Below are 18,393 nucleotides of genomic sequence, written 5' to 3' on the forward strand. Positions count from 1 at the left end.
GCAGCGGGTCGGCCCGGGGGAGGCAGTCGGCCGCAGCCACCCGGTCAACGCATCCACGAACCCCCGCACCCGCCTCAGGAATTGATGGGACCGTCCGTGTCCCGCAGGGTGTCGAGCTCGCGTCCGCCCAGCACCCCCAGGATCTCGGCGCAGATGGCCAGCGCGGTCTCCGCCGGGGTCCGCGCGCCGAGATCCAGCCCGATCGGCCCGTGCACCCGCGCCAGTTGGGCCTCGCCCACCCCGGCGGCGACCAACCCCTCCCGCCGTCGCGCGGTCGTCCGGCGCGAGCCCAGCGCACCGACGTACGGGACCCCCAGGGCCAGCGCCAGGCGCAGCGTCGGCACGTCGAACGCCTCGTCATGGCTCAGCATGACCAGGCACGCGGCGTCCCGCCGCGCCTCGACCACCTTCGCGGCCTCCTCGGCATCGTCGACCAGTACGGCCTCCCAGCCCAGCAGCAGCGCCTGCCGCTCGATGAGCCCGGCCAGCTCCCCGCCCCCGCCGATCACCACGTACGGAGCCGACGGATACGCCTCCACCAGCACCAGCCCGGTCTCCCCGTACAGGGCGTCCCGCCCGGCCCGCCGCGTGCCGAGCAGCTCCCCGGCCCGCCGCCCGGCATCGTCGAACGCGGCACCGGTCGCCCGTACGACCTCGCTGACGGCCCGGTCGGCACCCTCGTTCAGCCGGGTCACCAACGCCACCCCGACCCCCTCGCCGAGCAGTTCCCACCACTCGGCCGGGATCGCCCTCAGCGGCTGGAGCAGCACCTCGGCCTGCCCGCCGCAGGTCAGCTTCGCCTCCACGGCCTCGGCCCCGCGCACGGACACCTCGCACACCCGCGCGGTGTCCAGGGCCCCCATCGCCCCGGCCTCGGCGACGAGTTCGGCGTCGAAGACCCCCCGGTACAGCGCCCCGACACCCTCCCCCCGCGACGCGTCGACGAGCACGGCCCCGGCCGGATCCCGGGGCCCGAACCCCTGCTCGGTGACGGGCCGCGCCAGATACCCGTCCCGCCCCTCGGCCACCCACTGCCGCGCCGTCTCCACCAACCCACGCATCGGTGCCGCCCCATTCCTGTATGCGCCACTTCCCGCAAAGCACCAGGTCAACGGCACTATGCGGCCTCACTTCCCACCCTACGCACGCTCCCCACCCCCACCCACCCCCCAAACCCACAGACCCCCCCCCTCCCCCCTCGTACGGACCGCCGGACCCCCGGCCCCCGGCCGCCCGAGCAGCGCGCCGGTCGGCCACGGCACTAGGCGGACTTCCTCAGTGTCTTCCCGGTGACCATCACCCCCGCCAGGACCGCGGCGACCAGGGTCCCGGTGATCGCCGTGAGGACGGCCCCGCTGTCCAGGTGCAGGCCGACGCCGGACGAGGTGGCCTGGGAGAGGCCGGAGGCCATGCCCGCCAGCGGGGGCAGTGTCACCAGGACACCGAGGCCCGCGCCGACGGCCACCAGTACCGCGGTCTCGCCGGCGGCCAGTGCTCCTCGCCTCCCCCTACACGGTGACCTCGTGGGCGGGGTCCCGGGCCGCCATGGCCCGTACCTTCCTCGCCCCGCGCGACCGGGAGCTCGCGGAGGAGCTGCGCGAGGTGCGCGCCTCGCAGGTTCGCCTGCTGGACGCCTTCGACGCGGAACGGGTACGGATCGAACGCGACCTGCACGACGGGGCGCAGCAACGGCTGGTGTCCCTGGGAATGACCCTCGGGATGCTGCGTCTGGACACCCCGCCGGATTCCCCGCAGGCCGAACTGCTGACCCAGGCGGAGGCCCAGCTGTCCACGGCCCACCAGGAGCTGCGTGCCCTGATCCGGGGCCTCAACCCGCCGGTACTGGCCGATCACGGGCTGGTCGCCGCGATCGAGGACTACGCCGCGCGGTTCCCGATCCCGGTCACGGTGGACCTGCGGCTGCCCGAGGAGCTGCCCAGGCAGGTGGAGACGACCATGTACTACCTCATCAACGAGGCCATGACGAACATCGCCAAACACAGCGGAGCCGCGAGGGCGGAGGTGCGGGGCCGCTACCATGCCGATCTGTTGATCTTCGACATCACGGACGACGGCCGCGGCGGCGTGAACACGGAAGCGGGCAGCGGCGTGAGCGGGCTGGCCGACCGGGTCAAGGCGCTCGACGGCCGTATGCGGGTGTCAAGCCCGGCCGGTGGTCCCACCCTGTTGCACGTGGAGGTTCCGTGTCGCTTCGCCTGATCGTGGCAGAGGACGCTGTGTTGTTGCGCGAAGGCCTGGTCGGGCTGTTGCAGCGGGTCGGGCACGAGGTGGTCGCGGCGGTCGGCGACGCCGACGCCCTGGTCGCGGCCGCGCGCACCGAGCGACCCGACCTGATCGTCACCGACGTACGGATGCCGCCGACGCTGAGCGACGACGGACTGAAGGCCGCCGTACAGCTCCGGGAGGAGTTCCCCGGGCTGCCGGTGCTCGTGCTCAGCCAGTACGTGGAACGCTCCTACGCGCTGGGCCTGCTGGACTCCGGCGGCGGAGCCGGAGTCGGCTATCTGCTGAAGGAGCGGGTGGCCGCGGTGGCCGATTTCACGGCCGCCATCGAGCGGATCGCCGTCGGCGGGACGGTGGTGGACCCGGAGGTGATCCAGCAGCTCGTACGGTTGCGGAAGGACCCTCTCGAAGGGCTGAGCCCCCGGGAGCGCGAGGTGCTCGGCCTGATCGCCCAGGGCCGCAGCAATGCCGCCATCGCCGCCGAGCTGTTCGTCAGCGAGGCCGCGGTGAACAAGCACATCGGCAACATCTTCTCCAAGCTCGACCTGCCGGTGGCCACCGAAGGGCACCGGCGGGTGCTGGCGGTGCTCGCCTTCCTGCGGTCCTGACCCGGCTCGTCACTCCTCGCTCCCGGCTCCCCGCTGGCCCCCTACAGGGCCAACGGGCCGAGCTCATCCACCACTTCGGCGAGGTCGCGGATCGGATCGGTGTCGCCGCCGGTACGCCAGCAGAGCGCCCAGCGGGCGAGCGGGGCGTCGTGGATGGGGACATAGGCGATGTCGGGCCGGGCGTAGTAGCGCAGGGCGTGGGCGTGAACCGGGCAGACCGCTTCCCCGCTGGCGACGACGGCGAGCAGCTGCGTGCCGTCGATCACGGTCGGCCCCCGGTCGATGGGCCGTCCGCCGGGGGTGCGGGCGGGGATCAGCGCCTCGCGCCAGTAGTCGGGTGTGGCGCCCGTCGGGACGGCCTCGTCGGCGAGGTCCTCGTAGGACACCGAGTCACGGACGGCCAACCGGTGGGTGGACGACACGCACAACACGACGGGCTCGGTGTAGGCGACCGGACCCACGGTGAGGCCCGGTTCCCGGATGGGCAGCCAGGCGAGCAGGACGTCGACGGCGCCCCGGCGCAGGGCGGAGAACGGGTCGTCGTAGCCCACGGCGCGGATCTGCACGCTGCAACCGGGCCGTCGGGCCGCGAACGCGGCGAGGACGGGCCGCAGGTCCTCGCTGTTGCTGGACATCATGCCCAGGCGCAGCACCGCCGTTCCCCTTCTGGCGGTCAGCGCGGCCCGCTCCAGGCTCCGCAGCAGACCGCGGTACACCGGAAGCGGGTCGTCGTGGAGTTGCCGGCCGAGCGGGGTGAGGCGGACGTGGTGGCTTGAACGGTCGAAGAGCGCCCCGCCTATGCGGCGCTCCTGCTTCCTGATCGCCTGACTGACCCGGGCGGGGGAGACGCGCAGCTGCTCGGCGGTCCGGCCGAAATGCAGCTCCTGTGCGAGCGTCAGAAAGATCTCGATGTCCCGGATCTCCACGTTGCCCCCGGTCTCGCCGCCGCCCCTCGCCCGCGTTAACCGCCAGGTTAACGCGGGCTCCGTAAAAGGCCGTTGCCGACGATCCCGCGGTGGCCGACAGTCGAGCTGTGACGACGTCGTGGACGCGTCGCCGATGAGATCCGCAAGCCAGGAGGACGCAGTATGAAGAACCTGCAGACCGTCGTGTTGCTCGCCGCCACTCTCTCCACAGGGCTCATGGCCGGACTGTTCGCCGCCTTCTCCTACGCGGTCATGCCCGGCCTGGCCCGCTCCTCCGACCACACCCTCGTCGAGGCCATGCAGGGCATCAACAGGGCCATCATCAACCCGGCCTTCATGCTCCCGTTCGTGGGCTCGATCCCCCTCCTCGGCCTGGCGGTCGTCCTGGCCTGGCGCGAGCACGGCCACCCCGCGCTGCCCTGGCTGATCGCCGCACTGGTCCTGTACCTGGTGGCCTTCGCGGTCACCAGCGCCATCAACGTCCCGCTGAACGACCGGCTCGCGAGCGCCGGCGATCCCGGCGGTGTCAGACATCTGGCAGAGGTCCGCGCGGCCTTCGAGAACAGGTGGGTCGTCTGGAACAACGTCCGTGCCCTGCTGCACACGGCGGCCTTCGCCGGCCTGCTCTGGGCGCTGGTCGTGCACGGCACGCACCGGCCGCACGGGAGCGAGAGCACCGGCACACCCCCGCGCCCGCCCGTACCGGCGTCCCAGGCCGCTCACCCGCAGCCCGACGACCACCCGAGGGGAGCGCAGCCCCACACCACCCCGACCGACCGCTGAACGCCGCCCCCAGCCGAGACCGAACCGCGCGACGCCGCTCCGGTGGCCCCAGGGGCGGCGCCCGCGCGGGGCCGAGAGGGTCGCCGGCGAGTCTGCCGAGGCGGAGGAGCTGCGCAGATCCGTCGCGAGCAGCACGTATCAACGACAAAGACCTGGACTCAGTGGGACTGGTTCCAGGTCTTCACGCTTGGCACTCGTGCAGGTCAGCAGGTGTTTCACGCTGGTCCGGCAGAAGTGCCCCCGGCAGGATTCGAACCTGCGCACACGGCTCCGGAGGCCGTTGCTCTATCCCCTGAGCTACGGGGGCGTGTCGTTCGCTGTGCGGCGACGGGTTGAACACTACCAGCTTCCCGGGGGTGATCAGGAACCCGTTTGCGGGGGAGAAGGGGGTCGGTCGCCCGGAGGGGGTGGAAGTGGCGAAAACCCGGACGCGGGGGCCCGGGCCGACCTACTCTCGAGTTGTGCCAGGCGTCTCGGGCCGGGTCCTTGTTGTCGACGACAACAAGGTCATCCGGCAGCTGATCAAGGTCAATCTCGAGCTGGAGGGCTTCGAGGTCGTGACCGCGAACGATGGTGCCGAGTGCCTGGATGTCGTGCACCGCGTGTGCCCCGATGTGATCACCCTTGATGTGGTCATGCCCCGGCTGGACGGGTTCGCGACCGCCGCGCAGCTGCGGGCCGATCCGCGGACCAGCGGGGTGCCCGTCGCGATCGTGAGTGCCTGCACCCAGTACGAGGTGGAGACGGGGACCGCGGCCGGGGTGGATGCCTTCGTCGCCAAACCTTTCGAGCCTGCGGAGCTGGTGCGGGTCGTGCGGCGGCTGGTCGAGGGGAAGGACCGGCGTGACGGGCGGCAGGGCGCGCCCGCCGGGAGGGGGAGGGGCTGAGGCCGCTCCCGGTTGTCCGTTGTCGTCCCGCCTCCCGTTGTTGGTCGTCGTCCCGCTTCCGGGGTAGCCGGTCGTCGTCCTGCCTCCCCGGTCGTCCTGCCTCCCCGGTCGTCGTCCCGACCCCGGTCTCGCCCGCCTCCTCTTTACGTGGGCCCGCCCGCCCTCCGGCCGGCTTCCGCGTGGCCCCCTCAGCCCGTTCTGAGCAGCCCCATTTCACATGGCGAAACCCTCCACGGGGTGGGCCGTCGTCTCGCCTAGGCTGGTCTTGTGAATCCCGCCGATCTTCCCGATGCCGTCGTGCGCGCCGTGCGCTGCGCCGTCGAGGACGGGGAGATCCCGGGGAACGTGGCCGTGCCCGGGCGGGTCGTCGTCGAGCGGACGCGGCCCGGTGGGGTGGGGGACTACGCCACGCCCGTCGCCTTCCAGGTCGCCAAGGCCGCCGGACGCCCGCCCGGTGAGGTGGCCGGGGTGCTGGCCCGCCGGCTCGGGGAGGAGCCGGGGATCGAGAGTGTCGAGGTCACCGGGGCAGGGTTCGTGAATTTCGTGCTGCCGGCGCCTTCCGCTGTCCGCGTCGTCGAGGGGCTTCGGGAGGGCCGGGGAGGGGGCGCCCGCACCCTCCCTGCCGTCGACCGCGACCGCGACCTCGACCTCCACCCCGGCCCCGGCCCCGGGCTGCGTGAGCGCGTCGTACGCGAGAGCGTCCTGCGGCTCGGGCGCAGCCAGGGTGGTGGTGGCCGGGAGCTGCCCGTCGCGCCCGTCGCCAAGCGGGACGGTGACGTCGTCGCCCGGTTCGGGGCCGGTGCCGCGCGTTGGGCGATGCTCTGCGTGCCCGCCCGGGAGACACCCGAGTTCCCGGTCGCGCTCCTCGTGCAGGGCGAGGAGAACGAGTACTTCCGGGTGCGGTACGCCCACGCCCGGAGCCGGGCGCTGCTCAGGAACGCCGCCGACCTCGGGTTCGGACCCGAGCCCGGAGAGGTGGACGCCCCCGCGCTGCTGCGGGTCCTGTCCGAGTACCGCCTCGTCCTCGAAGCCGCCGGCCACCACCGGGCGCCCGAGCGGCTCACCCGGTACCTCGTCGAGCTGGCGGACGCGCTGCTCGAGTTCCAGCACCGCGTACTGCCCCACGGGGACGAGAAACCCTCGGCCGCCCACCGTGCCCGGCTGGCTCTTGCCGAAGCCGCCGGGGCGGTGCTGGCCGGTGGCCTGGCCCTGCTCGGCATTGACGCACCGACACGCTTGTGACCCGCGAAGAGAGATACCGATGAGCCGTTCCGCGCACCCCGCCGGACCCCGTCACGCCGATGTCCTGCCCGAGGGGCACTACTCGCCGCCCCCGGCCGACCTCAACGCCCTCGACGAGAAGGTCTGGGCCCGGACCGTCACGCGTACGGCCGACGGGGTCGTCGCCGTCGGCGGCATCGAAGTGACCCGGCTCGCCGAGGAGTTCGGGACCCCCGCCTACTTCCTCGACGAGGAGGACTTCCGGGAGCGCTGCCGGGCCTGGGCGCACGCCTTCGGCAAGGACGCCGACGTCTTCTACGCCGGGAAGGCGTTCCTCTCCAAGGCCGTCGTGAAGTGGCTGAAGGAGGAAGGGCTGAATCTCGACGTGTGCTCCGGCGGGGAGCTGACCACCGCCCTCGCCGCCGGGATGCCCGCCCCCCGGATCGCCTTCCACGGCAACAACAAGTCCGAGGCCGAGATCAGGCGGGCCGTCGAGGCCGGCGTGGGCCGGATCGTGCTCGACTCCTTCCAGGAGATCGCCCGCGTCGCGCACATCGCCCGTGAGCTGGGCGTACGCCAGCCCGTCCAGATCCGCGTGACGGTCGGGGTGGAGGCGCACACCCACGAGTTCATCGCCACCGCCCACGAGGACCAGAAGTTCGGCATCGCCGTGGCCGACGGGTCCGCCGCCGAGGCCGTCCGCCGGGCCCTCGGGCACGACTCGCTCGAGCTGCTCGGCGTGCACTCCCACATCGGCTCGCAGATCTTCGACATGGCCGGCTTCGAGGTGTCTGCGAAGCGGGTCGTGCGGCTGCTGGCGGCCGTACGGGACGAGCACGGGGTCGAGCTCCCGGAGATCGACCTCGGCGGCGGCCTCGGCATCGCCTACACCTCCGACGACGACCCGCGTGAGCCGCACGAGATCGCCAAGGCGCTCACCGAGATCGTCGCGCGGGAGTGCGAGGGCGCGGGACTGCGCGCGCCCCGCATCTCCGTCGAGCCCGGCCGCGCCATCGTCGGGCCCACCGCCTTCACCCTCTACGAGGTCGGCACCATCAAGCCGCTCGAAGGCCTGCGGACCTACGTCAGCGTCGACGGGGGGATGTCCGACAACATCCGGACCGCCCTCTACGACGCCGAGTACTCCGTGACCCTCGTCTCCCGCACCTCCGACGCCGAGCCGATGCTCGTCCGCGTCGTCGGCAAGCACTGCGAGAGCGGCGACATCGTAGTGAAGGACGCGTTCCTCCCCGCCGACCTCGCCCCCGGCGACCTGCTCGCCGTACCGGCCACCGGCGCGTACTGCCGCTCCATGGCCAGCAACTACAACCACGCCCTGCGCCCGCCCGTCGTCGCCGTGCGCGGCGGGCAGGCCCGGGTGATCGTCCGGCGCGAGACGGAGGAGGATCTCCTGCGTCTCGACCTGGGATGATCCGGTTATTTCGGGGAGAAGCCCCCAGACCCCCAAAATAGGTGTCTCACTCAATGGACCGAGGGTGGAAACTGCTGTCCATTGAGTGAGACTGGTTCACACCCCGCGCGCAAGCCGCGCGCGGAGTACTGATGGAAGATCGAAAGGCGTAGGTCGAATGATGCGTACGCGTCCGCTGAAGGTGGCGCTGCTGGGCTGTGGAGTGGTCGGCTCGGAAGTCGCGCGCATCATGACGACGCACGCCGACGACCTGACGGCCAGGATCGGCGCGCCCGTCGAGCTCGCCGGCGTCGCGGTGCGCCGGCCGTCGAAGGTGCGCGAGGGCATCGACCCCGCGCTCATCACCACCGATGCGACCGCCCTCCTCAAACGCGGTGACATCGACGTGGTCGTCGAGGTCATCGGCGGGATCGAGCCGGCCCGGACGCTGATCACCACGGCGTTCGAGAACGGTGCCTCCGTCGTCTCCGCCAACAAGGCGCTGCTCGCCCAGGACGGCGCCGCCCTGCACGCCGCGGCCGAGCAGCACGGGCTGGACCTCTACTACGAGGCCGCCGTCGCCGGCGCCATCCCGCTGGTCCGCCCGATGCGCGAGTCCCTCGCGGGCGACAAGATCAACCGGGTGATGGGCATCGTCAACGGCACGACGAACTTCATCCTCGACAAGATGGACTCGACCGGCGCCGGGTACCAGGAGGCGCTCGACGAGGCCACCGCCCTCGGCTACGCCGAGGCCGACCCCACCGCCGACGTCGAGGGCTACGACGCCGCCGCCAAGGCCGCGATCCTGGCCGGCATCGCCTTCCACACCCGGGTCCGCCTCGACGACGTCTACCGTGAAGGCATGACCGAGGTCAGCGCCGCCGACTTCGCCTCCGCCAAGCGGATGGGCTGCACCATCAAGCTCCTGGCGATCCTCGAGCGCGCCGCCGACGGCGAGTCCGTCACCGCGCGCGTGCACCCGGCCATGATCCCGCTGACCCACCCGCTCGCCTCCGTCCGCGAGGCGTACAACGCGGTCTTCGTCGAGGCGGAGGCCGCCGGGCGGCTCATGTTCTACGGGCCCGGCGCGGGCGGTTCGCCGACCGCGTCGGCGGTCCTCGGCGACCTCGTCGCCGTCTGCCGCAACAAGCTCGCCGAGGCAACGGGGCCGGGCGAGTCGGCATACACCCAGCTGCCGGTAAGCCCCATGGGCGACGTCGTGACCCGGTACCACATCAGCCTCGATGTGGCCGACAAGCCGGGCGTGCTCGCCCAGGTGGCGACGACGTTCGCCGAGCACGGGGTCTCCATCGACACCGTGCGGCAGCAGGGCAAGGACGGCGAGGCCTCCCTCGTCGTCGTCACTCACCGCGCACCCGACGCCGCCCTCTCCGGGACCGTCGAGGCGCTGCGGAAGCTGGACACCGTGCGCGGTGTCGCCAGCATCATGCGTGTTGAAGGGGAGTAAGGACCCATGAGCAGCAATCGCACCCACCAGTGGCGCGGCATCATCGAGGAGTACCGGGACCGCCTGCCGGTCACCGACACGACTCCCGTGGTCACACTCCGAGAGGGCGGCACGCCGCTCGTCCCCGCGCAGGTGCTCTCCGAGCGCACCGGCTGCGAGGTGCACCTCAAGGTCGAGGGGGCGAACCCCACCGGGTCCTTCAAGGACCGCGGCATGACCATGGCCATCACCAGGGCCAAGGAGGAAGGCGCCAAGGCCGTCATCTGCGCCTCGACCGGCAACACCTCCGCCTCCGCCGCCGCGTACGCGGTGCGCGCGGGCATGGTCTCGGCCGTCCTCGTGCCCCGCGGCAAGATCGCGCTGGGCAAGATGGGCCAGGCGCTCGTGCACGGCGCCAAGATCCTCCAGGTGGACGGCAACTTCGACGACTGCCTGGCTCTGGCCCGCGCGCTGTCCGACAACTACCCGGTGGCCCTGGTCAATTCGGTCAACCCGGTGCGTATCGAGGGCCAGAAGACGGCCGCGTTCGAGATCGTCGACGCGCTCGGCGACGCCCCCGACATCCACGTGCTGCCCGTCGGCAACGCCGGCAACATCACCGCGTACTGGAAGGGCTTCAAGGAGTACAAGGCCGACGGCCTGGCCTCCCGTACGCCCCGCGTGTGGGGTTTCCAGGCCTCCGGCTCCGCGCCCATCGTGCGCGGCGAGGTCGTCAAGGAGCCGCACACCATCGCCACCGCGATCCGGATCGGCAACCCGGCCTCCTGGGACTACGCGCTCGCCGCGCGTGAGGAGTCGGGCGGCTTCATCGACGAGGTGACGGACCGCCAGATTCTCGCCGCCTACCGGCTGTTGGCCGCGCAGGAGGGCGTCTTCGTCGAGCCCGCCTCGGCCGCCTCGGTGGCCGGCCTGCTCAAGGCCGCCGAGCTGGGTCTGGTGGACCCCGGCCAGAAGATCGTGTGCACCGTCACCGGAAACGGCCTGAAGGACCCCGACTGGGCGATCGCCGGCGCTCCGCAGCCGGTCACCGTTCCGGTGGACGCCGAAGCCGCGGCCATCCGCCTCGGCCTCGTCTGACGCACCGGCCGGGCAGCGGTTCCGCGAGCCGGGTTCCAGGGGTCCTCAAGGCCCCCGGAACCCGGCAACTCGCCCCGTACGACAATAAAACGCCGCGCGAGCGCGGCCGGGCCGGCCGGAGGGCGCGACACGCGTCGTGCGCCTCCTGTGCGCCCTATGTCGGATGAGAACCTTCCTTCGATACGCTGTACTTACATCCGCCACCGCGCATATGACCGTGGTGCTGCCCAGCGGGCCTTCGGGTGTCGTACGTTCTCCAGTACATTCAGAGCGAGCCAGCGAAGAGCGAAGATCTCGCACAGTCACAAGGAGTGTCATCGGACGATGGCCGGTCCAGCGTTCCGCGCCGCCGCCGTACGGGTGCGCGTCCCCGCCAGCAGTGCCAACCTCGGCCCGGGTTTCGACGCCCTCGGCCTGGCCCTGGGGCTCTACGACGACGTAGTCGTCCGGGTGGCCGACTCCGGCCTGAACATCGACATCGCGGGTGAGGGCGCAGACACCCTCCCGCGGGACGAGAGCCACCTGCTCGTACGGTCCATGCGGACCGCCTTCGACCTGCTGGGCGGGCAGCCGCGCGGCCTCGAGGTCGTCTGCGCGAACCGCATCCCGCACGGCCGGGGCCTCGGCTCCTCCTCCGCCGCAATCTGCGCCGGCATCGTCGCCGCCCGCGCCGTGACCATAGGCGGCGAGGCCAAGCTCGACGACGCGGCGTTGCTGGAGCTCGCCACCGAGATCGAGGGCCACCCCGACAACGTCGCCGCCTGTCTGCTCGGCGGCTTCACCCTGGCCTGGATGGACGGCGGCAGCGCCAAGGCGATCCGGATGGACCCGGCCGATTCCATCGTTCCGGTGGTCTTCGTCCCCTCCAAGCCCGTCCTGACGGAGACCGCGCGCGGCCTGCTGCCGCGCACCGTCCCGCACGTGGACGCGGCCGTGAACGCGGGTCGCGCGGGACTGCTCGTGGAGGCCCTGACCAGGCGTCCCGAGTTCCTCCTGCCGGCCACCGAGGACCGGCTCCACCAGGAGTACCGGTCCCCGGCGATGCCCGAGAGCGTCGCCCTTGTGAACCGACTGCGGGCGGACGGCATCCCCGCGGTCATCTCCGGCGCGGGCCCCACGGTCCTCGCGCTGGTCGACAACGACGCGGCCGACAAGGTCGCGCAGCTCGCGGGCGAGGGGTGGGCGGCGAACCGGCTCGCCCTCGACGCCGCGGGTGCGAGCGTGCTTCCGCTGGGAACCCAGGGCGGCTGAGCCAGGCCGGTCAGGGGCGGGCGGCCAGGGCAGGCCGCCCGCGCGGAAGGGCGTGATTGCCGGTGATCGAGAGGGGGAATGTCTGTTGGATCCGGTAGTGTTAGTCTCAAGTGCGCAACCGAAGCCGCCATGGCTCGGTGCTCAGTGTCCCCATTCGGGACCACTTTTCTTCCGGGAGCCTCCCCGACTGCTTTGATCACTTCCAGCAGTTTCGAGCACGCTCCGGAATCGGCGTGACATTCCCACGCTTCCAGCTCGGGGGCTTCTCGCCGGAACCACCCATGCACGTTTCTCTCCGCCGTATCTCTACAGGCGGACCACCGCCCCGGCCGCAGTCCACCCCCATCGGGTCACGGACTGTTGTCGGACAGCACAACCGGTCGCCGAGCCAGACAGGCCGACGTCCGCTCCAGGGAAGGACCCTTCGTGAGCGACACCACCGATCTGATGGGCGCTGCCGACACCTCTGTCGACGCCAGTGCCACCGCCGCAGGCGCAGCCCCCAAGCGGCGCCGCTCCGGCACCGGCCTTGACGGCATGGTCCTGGCCGAGCTGCAGCAGGTCGCGTCGGGCCTCGGCATCAGGGGCACCGCGCGGATGCGCAAGAGCCAGCTGATCGAGGTCATCAAGGAGACGCAGGCGGGAGGCGCCGCCGCGCCCAAGGCCGCCGCCTCCGCCGCGGACACCGCCGAGGCCAAGCCGAAGCGCCGCGCCACCAGCAAGGCCCGCACGGGCGAGGACGCCCCCGCGGCGCCCGCCGAGAAGCCCGCCGCGCAGGCCCAGATCGAGATCCCGGGCCAGCCGGCCAGCGACGACGCCCCGGCCGGCGAGCGCCGTCGGCGTCGGGCCACCGCCCCGTCCGGCAGCCCGGAGGCCTCGGCCCCCGCCGCCGTGCAGGTCGAGCAGAAGACCGAGGCCGTCAAGGCCGAGGCCGTCACGGCGACCGCCACCGCGCCCCAGACGGACGTGAAGGCCGAGGCCACCGCCGTCTCGGCCCCGGCGCAGGAGGGCGAGGGCCGCGGCCGTCGCGAGCGCCGTGACCGCGGCGCCGAGCGCGGCGAACGCCAGCGCGACCGCCGCGAGCGCGGCGCGAAGGCCGACGAGCAGGGCCAGGGCGGCCAGGGCCAGGGCGGTCAGGGCGGTCAGGGCGGCGGCCGTCAGGACCGCCCCGAGCGTGGCGACCGCCAGCAGCAGGGCGGCCGCGGGCAGGGCCAGGGCGGGCAGGGCCAGGGCGGCCAGGGCCAGCAGGGCCGTCAGGACCGTCAGGACAACGGTCCGCAGGACGACTTCGACGACGAGGGCGGCCGCCGCGGCCGCCGGGGCCGTTACCGGGACCGCCGTGGCCGTCGCGGCCGCGACGAGTTCGCCCCGAGCGAGCCGCAGGTCGCCGACGACGACGTGCTGATCCCCGTCGCGGGCATCCTCGACATCCTCGACAACTACGCGTTCATCCGGACCTCGGGCTACCTGCCCGGCCCCAACGACGTGTACGTCTCGCTCGCCCAGGTCCGCAAGGCGGGTCTGCGCAAGGGTGACCACACCACCGGTGCCGTGCGCCAGCCCAAGGACGGCGAGCGCCGCGAGAAGTTCAACGCCCTGGTGCGGCTGGACTCGGTGAACGGCATGGCGCCCGAATCCGGGCGCGGGCGGCCGGAGTTCCAGAAGCTGACCCCGCTCTACCCGCAGGACCGGCTCCGCCTGGAGACCGACCCGGGCGTGCTGACCACCCGCATCATCGACCTCGTGTCGCCGATCGGGAAGGGCCAGCGAGGCCTGATCGTGGCCCCGCCGAAGACCGGCAAGACCATGATCATGCAGGCGATCGCCAACGCGATCACCACGAACAACCCCGAGTGCCACCTGATGGTCGTCCTGGTCGACGAGCGTCCGGAAGAGGTCACCGACATGCAGCGGTCGGTCAAGGGCGAGGTCATCTCCTCGACCTTCGACCGCCCGGCCGAGGACCACACCACGGTCGCCGAGCTGGCCATCGAGCGTGCCAAGCGCCTCGTCGAGCTCGGTCACGACGTGGTCGTCCTGCTGGACTCCATCACCCGTCTGGGCCGCGCGTACAACCTCGCGGCGCCCGCCTCCGGCCGCATCCTGTCCGGTGGTGTCGACTCGACCGCGCTGTACCCGCCGAAGCGCTTCTTCGGTGCCGCGCGCAACATCGAGGACGGCGGCTCGCTGACCATCCTGGCCACCGCGCTCGTCGACACCGGCTCGCGCATGGACGAGGTGATCTTCGAGGAGTTCAAGGGCACCGGCAACATGGAGCTCAAGCTCGACCGGAAGCTCGCCGACAAGCGCATCTTCCCGGCCGTCGACGTCGACCCGTCGGGCACCCGCAAGGAGGAGATCCTCCTCAACGCGGAGGAGCTCGCCATCGTCTGGAAGCTGCGCCGGGTGCTGCACGCGCTCGACTCGCAGCAGGCGATCGAGCTGCTGCTCGACAAGATGAAGCAGACGAAGTCGAACGCCGAGTTCCTGATGCAGATCGCGAAGACGACTCCGTCGGGCAAGAACGACGACTGAGTCCCGCCGCGCGGCATCACGGCCGCCCCCGTCGCCTCCGCGACGGGGGCGGCCGTCTTCGTACGGCAGGACGGCGCGACGTACGGTGCGACCTTCACCACACACCGGCACCGGCGGAGCCCTGTGCCGCCCTCCCGCGGCCCCCGCGAAAACCGCAGGTGACGGCGCAGCTCCGAGGTGTTTCGCGCCGGAACGTCCCCCGCAGCGCCCCGGCCCGGGGCACGGCGGCCGTGGAACCCTGGGGCACGCCAGCCCGTCTGTGTCAAAGGACAGGGGACCGCGTTCAGGACTGAGGAGAGCATGAGCCAGGACAGCAACGGCGGCAGCCACCGTGCCGCGGGCCGGCGCCGACGCCAGCCGCCCAAGCGCCGCAGAGCCCTCGTCGTCACCGCGTGGAGTGCCGCGGGCGTGGTGCTGCTGGGCGGGGCGGGCCTCGGCTACTTCTACTTCAAGCTGAACGGCAACCTGAAGACCGTCGACATCGACCAGGCGCTCGGCACCGACCGCCCGCAGAACGTCGACAACGGCTCGATGGACATCCTGGTCCTCGGCTCCGACTCCCGCGGCGGCGCGAACGCCGACTACGGTCCGGACGACGGCGGCTCCGCCCGCTCCGACACGGCGATGATCGTCCACCTGAACGAGGGCCACACCAAGGCCGACATCGTGTCCATACCCCGCGACACGATGACCGCCCGCCCCGCCTGCACCACCGGCAAGGGCAAGACCGACCCCGGCGGGCAGCGCGAGCAGTTCAACGAGGCGTACACCATCGGCGGGGCGGCCTGCGCGGTCAAGACCGTCGAGAAGATGTCGGGGATCCGCATGGACCACTACCTCGAGGTCGACTTCACGGGCTTCAAGAAGATCATCGACACCCTGGGCGGGGTGCAGGTCACCACCGCGAAGCCGATCAAGGACGACTACAGCCACCTGGACCTCCCGGCCGGCCCGAACAAGCTGAACGGCGAGCAGGCCCTCGGCCTGGTCCGCACCCGCCACGCCGTCGGGGACGGCGGCGACCTCGGCCGAATACAGCTCCAGCAGGCCTTCATCAAGGCGCTGATCAAGCAGGTCAAGAGCATCGGCCTGTTCGACAACCCCAAGCAGCTGCTCGACCTCGCCGACACCGGGACCAGGACGATCACCACCGACAAGGCGCTCGGCGATGTGAAATCCCTCATGGGCTTCGCCCAGAGCCTCCAGGGCATCGATGCCCAGGACATGCACATGATCACCCTGCCGGTGGCCGCGGACGCGCTCGACCCCAACCGCGTCGCCCCGCTGAAGAAGGAGTCCAAGCTGGTCTGGGACGCCCTCCTGGCGGACCAGCCGATCCCCGCGGAAGCCACCGCGAACTCGGCCGGCGACAAGGGCACGGCCGGCTCGATCGTCCAGTGAGGACAGGGCGGGGGCAGGGCGGGGCCGGGCGGCGCCCAAGCGCGGACAGTGCGCCGGCAGGGCCGGGGGAACGTCCGGAATAGATGCCGGCCCCCTGCCGTTGAGGGAGGCGTCCTCAGAATTTTGACAGGCAGCCCGGTCCTGGCAGACTGGTCTGTCGGCCCCGGTTCACGCAGTGCGCAATTCGGCTCCTGCGACCCGGCGCCCTCCCGAATCTAGGAGACACCTTGAAGAGCGAGATCCACCCCGAGTACGTCGAGACCCAGGTCAGCTGCACCTGTGGCGCGTCGTTCACCACCCGCTCGACGCTGACGAACGGCGCCATCCGCGCCGAGGTCTGCTCCGAGTGCCACCCGTTCTACACGGGCAAGCAGAAGATCCTCGACACCGGTGGCCGTGTGGCGCGCTTCGAGGCTCGCTTCGGCAAGGGTGCGGCCAAGAAGTAGCGCGACCCAGGCGCCGGTCTCCGGCCGCCCCCTGTCCACTCGGGGGCGGCCGGACCGGCGCCTTTGTCGTCGTCCAGCACCCCCTGCAGTCCTTCGCACTTTTACCCCAGGAGTACCCCGATGTTCGAGGCGGTCGAGGAACTGATCGGCGAACACGCCGATCTCGAGAAGAAGCTCGCCGACCCTTCGGTCCACTCCGATCAGGCCAACGCGCGCAAGCTGAACAAGCGCTACGCGGAGCTGACCCCGATCATCGCGACCTTCCGGGCGTGGAAGCAGGCGGCCGAGGACATCGAGACGGCCAAGGAGTACGCGGCCGTCGACCCGGACTTCGCCGTCGAGGTCAAGGAGCTGACGCAGCAGCGCGAGGAGCTCACCGAGAAGCTCCGCCTGCTGCTGGTCCCGCGCGACCCCAGCGACGACAAGGACGTGCTCCTCGAGGTCAAGGCGGGCGCGGGCGGCGACGAGTCGGCGCTGTTCGCCGGCGACCTGCTGCGCATGTACCTGCGCTACGCCGAGCGCGTGGGCTGGAAGACCGAGATCATCGACGCCACCGAGTCCGAGCTCGGCGGCTACAAGGACGTCCAGGTCTCCGTGCGCACCAAGGGCGGCAACGGTGCCACCGAGCCCGGCCAGGGCGTGTGGGCCCGACTGAAGTACGAGGGCGGCGTGCACCGCGTCCAGCGGGTTCCGGCCACCGAGTCCCAGGGCCGCATCCACACCTCCGCCGCCGGCGTGCTCGTCACCCCGGAGGCCGAGGAGGTCGAGGTCGAGATCAACATGAACGACCTGCGCATCGACGTGTACCGCTCGTCGGGCCCCGGCGGCCAGTCCGTCAACACCACCGACTCGGCCGTGCGCATCACGCACCTGCCGACCGGTGTGGTCGCCTCCTGCCAGAACGAGAAGAGCCAGCTCCAGAACAAGGAGCAGGCCATGCGCATCCTGCGCTCGCGCCTGCTGGCCGCCGCCCAGGAAGCCGCCGAGCAGGAGGCCTCCGACGTGCGCCGCAGCCAGGTGCGCTCCGTGGACCGCTCCGAGAAGATCCGTACGTACAACTACCCGGAAAACCGCATCTCGGACCACCGCACCGGCTTCAAGGCGTACAACTTGGACCAGGTGCTCGACGGCGACCTCGACTCGGTCATCCAGGCCTGTGTCGACGCCGACTCCGCCGCCAAGCTCGCGGCCGCCCAGTAAGGCCGTACGGCGGTGACGCCGTAAGGCAGTACGCCCCACCCGTACCACCCCCCGTACGACAGCAGCCCGGAGGACCAGCGTGAACTTGCTGCTTGCCGAGGTGGCCCAGGCCACCCAGCGGCTGGCCGCCGCCGGCGTGCCCTCACCGCGCTTCGACGCGGAGGAGCTCGCGGCCTTCGTGCACGGCGTCAAGCGGGGGGAACTGCACCACGTCAAGGACGCGGACTTCGACGCCCGCTACTGGGAGGCCGTCGCCCGCCGCGAGGCGCGCGAGCCGCTCCAGCACATCACCGGCCGCGCCTTCTTCCGCTACCTGGAGCTCCAGGTCGGGCCCGGGGTCTTCGTCCCGCGGCCCGAGACCGAGTCGGTCGTGGACTGGGCCATACACGCCGTCCGGGCGATGGACGTGGTCGAGCCGCTGATCGTCGACCTGTGCACCGGCTCCGGCGCGATCGCGCTGGCCATGGCGCAGGAGGTGCCGCGTTCGCGCGTGCACGCGGTGGAGCTGTCCGAGGAAGCCCTGCGCTGGACCCGCAAGAACGCCGAGGGCTCGCGGGTCACCGTCCACCAGGGGGACGCGCTGAGCGCCCTGCCGGAGCTCGACGGACAGGTCGACCTGGTCATCTCCAACCCGCCGTACATCCCGCTCACCGAGTGGGAGTACGTGGCACCCGAGGCCCGGGACCACGACCCGGAGATGGCCCTCTTCTCCGGCGAGGACGGCCTCGACACCATCCGCGGCATCGAGCGCACCGCCCACCGGCTGCTGCGGCCCGGCGGCATCGTCGTCATCGAGCACGCCGACACGCAGGGCGGCCAGGTGCCGTGGATCTTCGCCGAGGAGCGGGGCTGGGCCGACGCGGCCGACCACCCGGACCTCAACAACCGCCCGCGCTTCGCGACCGCCCGCAAGGCGCTGCCGTGATCCGCGC

General features: G+C 71.7%; 17 protein-coding genes and 1 tRNA gene. 14 read left to right on the top strand and 4 right to left on the bottom strand.

Annotation, left to right across the window (positions count from 1 at the left end):
* Positions 1-74 precede the first annotated feature (74 nt).
* Together BGK67_RS23550 and BGK67_RS39015 are read right to left on the bottom strand one after the other, a co-directional pair.
* Complete coding sequence (locus tag BGK67_RS23550) at positions 75-1,061, bottom strand: XdhC family protein (protein ID WP_069921947.1); 987 nt, start codon at positions 1,059-1,061, stop codon at positions 75-77.
* 200 nt (positions 1,062-1,261) lie between these two features.
* Complete coding sequence (locus BGK67_RS39015; protein WP_167739591.1) at positions 1,262-1,435, bottom strand: hypothetical protein; 174 nt, start codon at positions 1,433-1,435, stop codon at positions 1,262-1,264.
* A gap of 110 nt (positions 1,436-1,545) precedes the next feature.
* On the opposite strand from BGK67_RS39015, the gene BGK67_RS23560 reads away from it, so the two are divergent.
* The gene (locus BGK67_RS23560) at positions 1,546-2,220 is read left to right on the top strand and encodes a sensor histidine kinase (protein ID WP_244291301.1); all 675 of its coding nucleotides are present in this window, start codon (positions 1,546-1,548) and stop codon (positions 2,218-2,220) included.
* On the top strand, positions 2,205-2,852 hold the full coding sequence (locus tag BGK67_RS23565; RefSeq protein ID WP_208948739.1) for a LuxR C-terminal-related transcriptional regulator: 648 nt from the start codon (positions 2,205-2,207) through the stop codon (positions 2,850-2,852). Before BGK67_RS23560 ends, BGK67_RS23565 begins: the two co-directional genes overlap by 16 nt.
* 41 nt (positions 2,853-2,893) lie before the next feature.
* Here BGK67_RS23565 and BGK67_RS23570 read toward each other — a convergent pair whose 3' ends face one another.
* Positions 2,894-3,778 (bottom strand): LysR family transcriptional regulator, encoded by an 885-nt coding sequence (locus BGK67_RS23570; RefSeq protein ID WP_069921949.1) that lies wholly within the window; start codon positions 3,776-3,778, stop codon positions 2,894-2,896.
* 162 nt (positions 3,779-3,940) lie between these two features.
* Here BGK67_RS23570 and BGK67_RS23575 point away from each other — a divergent pair, with 162 nt between their 5' ends.
* A complete protein-coding gene (locus tag BGK67_RS23575) occupies positions 3,941-4,561 on the top strand; it encodes an anthrone oxygenase family protein (protein WP_079154335.1) in 621 nt (206 codons plus the stop codon).
* A gap of 235 nt (positions 4,562-4,796) precedes the next feature.
* Here BGK67_RS23575 and BGK67_RS23580 read toward each other — a convergent pair.
* Positions 4,797-4,868 (bottom strand) — tRNA-Arg (locus BGK67_RS23580).
* 106 nt (positions 4,869-4,974) lie between these two features.
* On the opposite strand from BGK67_RS23580, the gene BGK67_RS23585 reads away from it, so the two are divergent.
* From BGK67_RS23585 to prmC, 11 genes are all read left to right on the top strand, one after another.
* Positions 4,975-5,448: a response regulator gene (locus BGK67_RS23585; protein WP_244291498.1), complete on the top strand. Its 474-nt coding sequence runs from the start codon at positions 4,975-4,977 to the stop codon at positions 5,446-5,448.
* A 267-nt stretch (positions 5,449-5,715) separates the two neighbouring features.
* Positions 5,716-6,690 (top strand): ArgS-related anticodon-binding protein NrtL, encoded by a 975-nt coding sequence (nrtL, locus tag BGK67_RS23590; protein WP_069921951.1) that lies wholly within the window; start codon positions 5,716-5,718, stop codon positions 6,688-6,690.
* Between the two features lie 19 nt (positions 6,691-6,709).
* Entirely contained in the window at positions 6,710-8,101 is a 1,392-nt protein-coding gene (gene lysA / locus BGK67_RS23595; protein WP_069921952.1) for a diaminopimelate decarboxylase, read from the top strand.
* Between the two features lie 160 nt (positions 8,102-8,261).
* On the top strand, positions 8,262-9,551 hold the full coding sequence (locus tag BGK67_RS23600) for a homoserine dehydrogenase (protein WP_069924058.1): 1,290 nt from the start codon (positions 8,262-8,264) through the stop codon (positions 9,549-9,551).
* A gap of 6 nt (positions 9,552-9,557) precedes the next feature.
* The gene (gene thrC, locus BGK67_RS23605; RefSeq protein ID WP_069921953.1) at positions 9,558-10,628 is read left to right on the top strand and encodes a threonine synthase; all 1,071 of its coding nucleotides are present in this window, start codon (positions 9,558-9,560) and stop codon (positions 10,626-10,628) included.
* 324 nt (positions 10,629-10,952) lie between these two features.
* Complete coding sequence (gene thrB, locus BGK67_RS23610; protein WP_069921954.1) at positions 10,953-11,879, top strand: homoserine kinase; 927 nt, start codon at positions 10,953-10,955, stop codon at positions 11,877-11,879.
* Between the two features lie 426 nt (positions 11,880-12,305).
* A complete protein-coding gene (gene rho / locus BGK67_RS23615) occupies positions 12,306-14,414 on the top strand; it encodes a transcription termination factor Rho (RefSeq protein ID WP_069921955.1) in 2,109 nt (702 codons plus the stop codon).
* A gap of 300 nt (positions 14,415-14,714) precedes the next feature.
* On the top strand, positions 14,715-15,815 hold the full coding sequence (locus BGK67_RS23620; protein ID WP_069921956.1) for an LCP family protein: 1,101 nt from the start codon (positions 14,715-14,717) through the stop codon (positions 15,813-15,815).
* A 227-nt stretch (positions 15,816-16,042) separates the two neighbouring features.
* Complete coding sequence (gene rpmE, locus BGK67_RS23625; RefSeq protein ID WP_069921957.1) at positions 16,043-16,261, top strand: 50S ribosomal protein L31; 219 nt, start codon at positions 16,043-16,045, stop codon at positions 16,259-16,261.
* Between the two features lie 120 nt (positions 16,262-16,381).
* Entirely contained in the window at positions 16,382-17,461 is a 1,080-nt protein-coding gene (prfA, locus tag BGK67_RS23630; RefSeq protein WP_069921958.1) for a peptide chain release factor 1, read from the top strand.
* A 79-nt stretch (positions 17,462-17,540) separates the two neighbouring features.
* Positions 17,541-18,386, top strand: coding sequence for a peptide chain release factor N(5)-glutamine methyltransferase (prmC, locus tag BGK67_RS23635; RefSeq protein WP_054224694.1), 846 nt, complete (start codon positions 17,541-17,543; stop codon positions 18,384-18,386).
* Positions 18,387-18,393: the final 7 nt, after the last annotated feature.

It is taken from the genome of Streptomyces subrutilus (assembly GCF_001746425.1).
Classification (GTDB): domain Bacteria; phylum Actinomycetota; class Actinomycetes; order Streptomycetales; family Streptomycetaceae; genus Streptomyces; species Streptomyces subrutilus_A.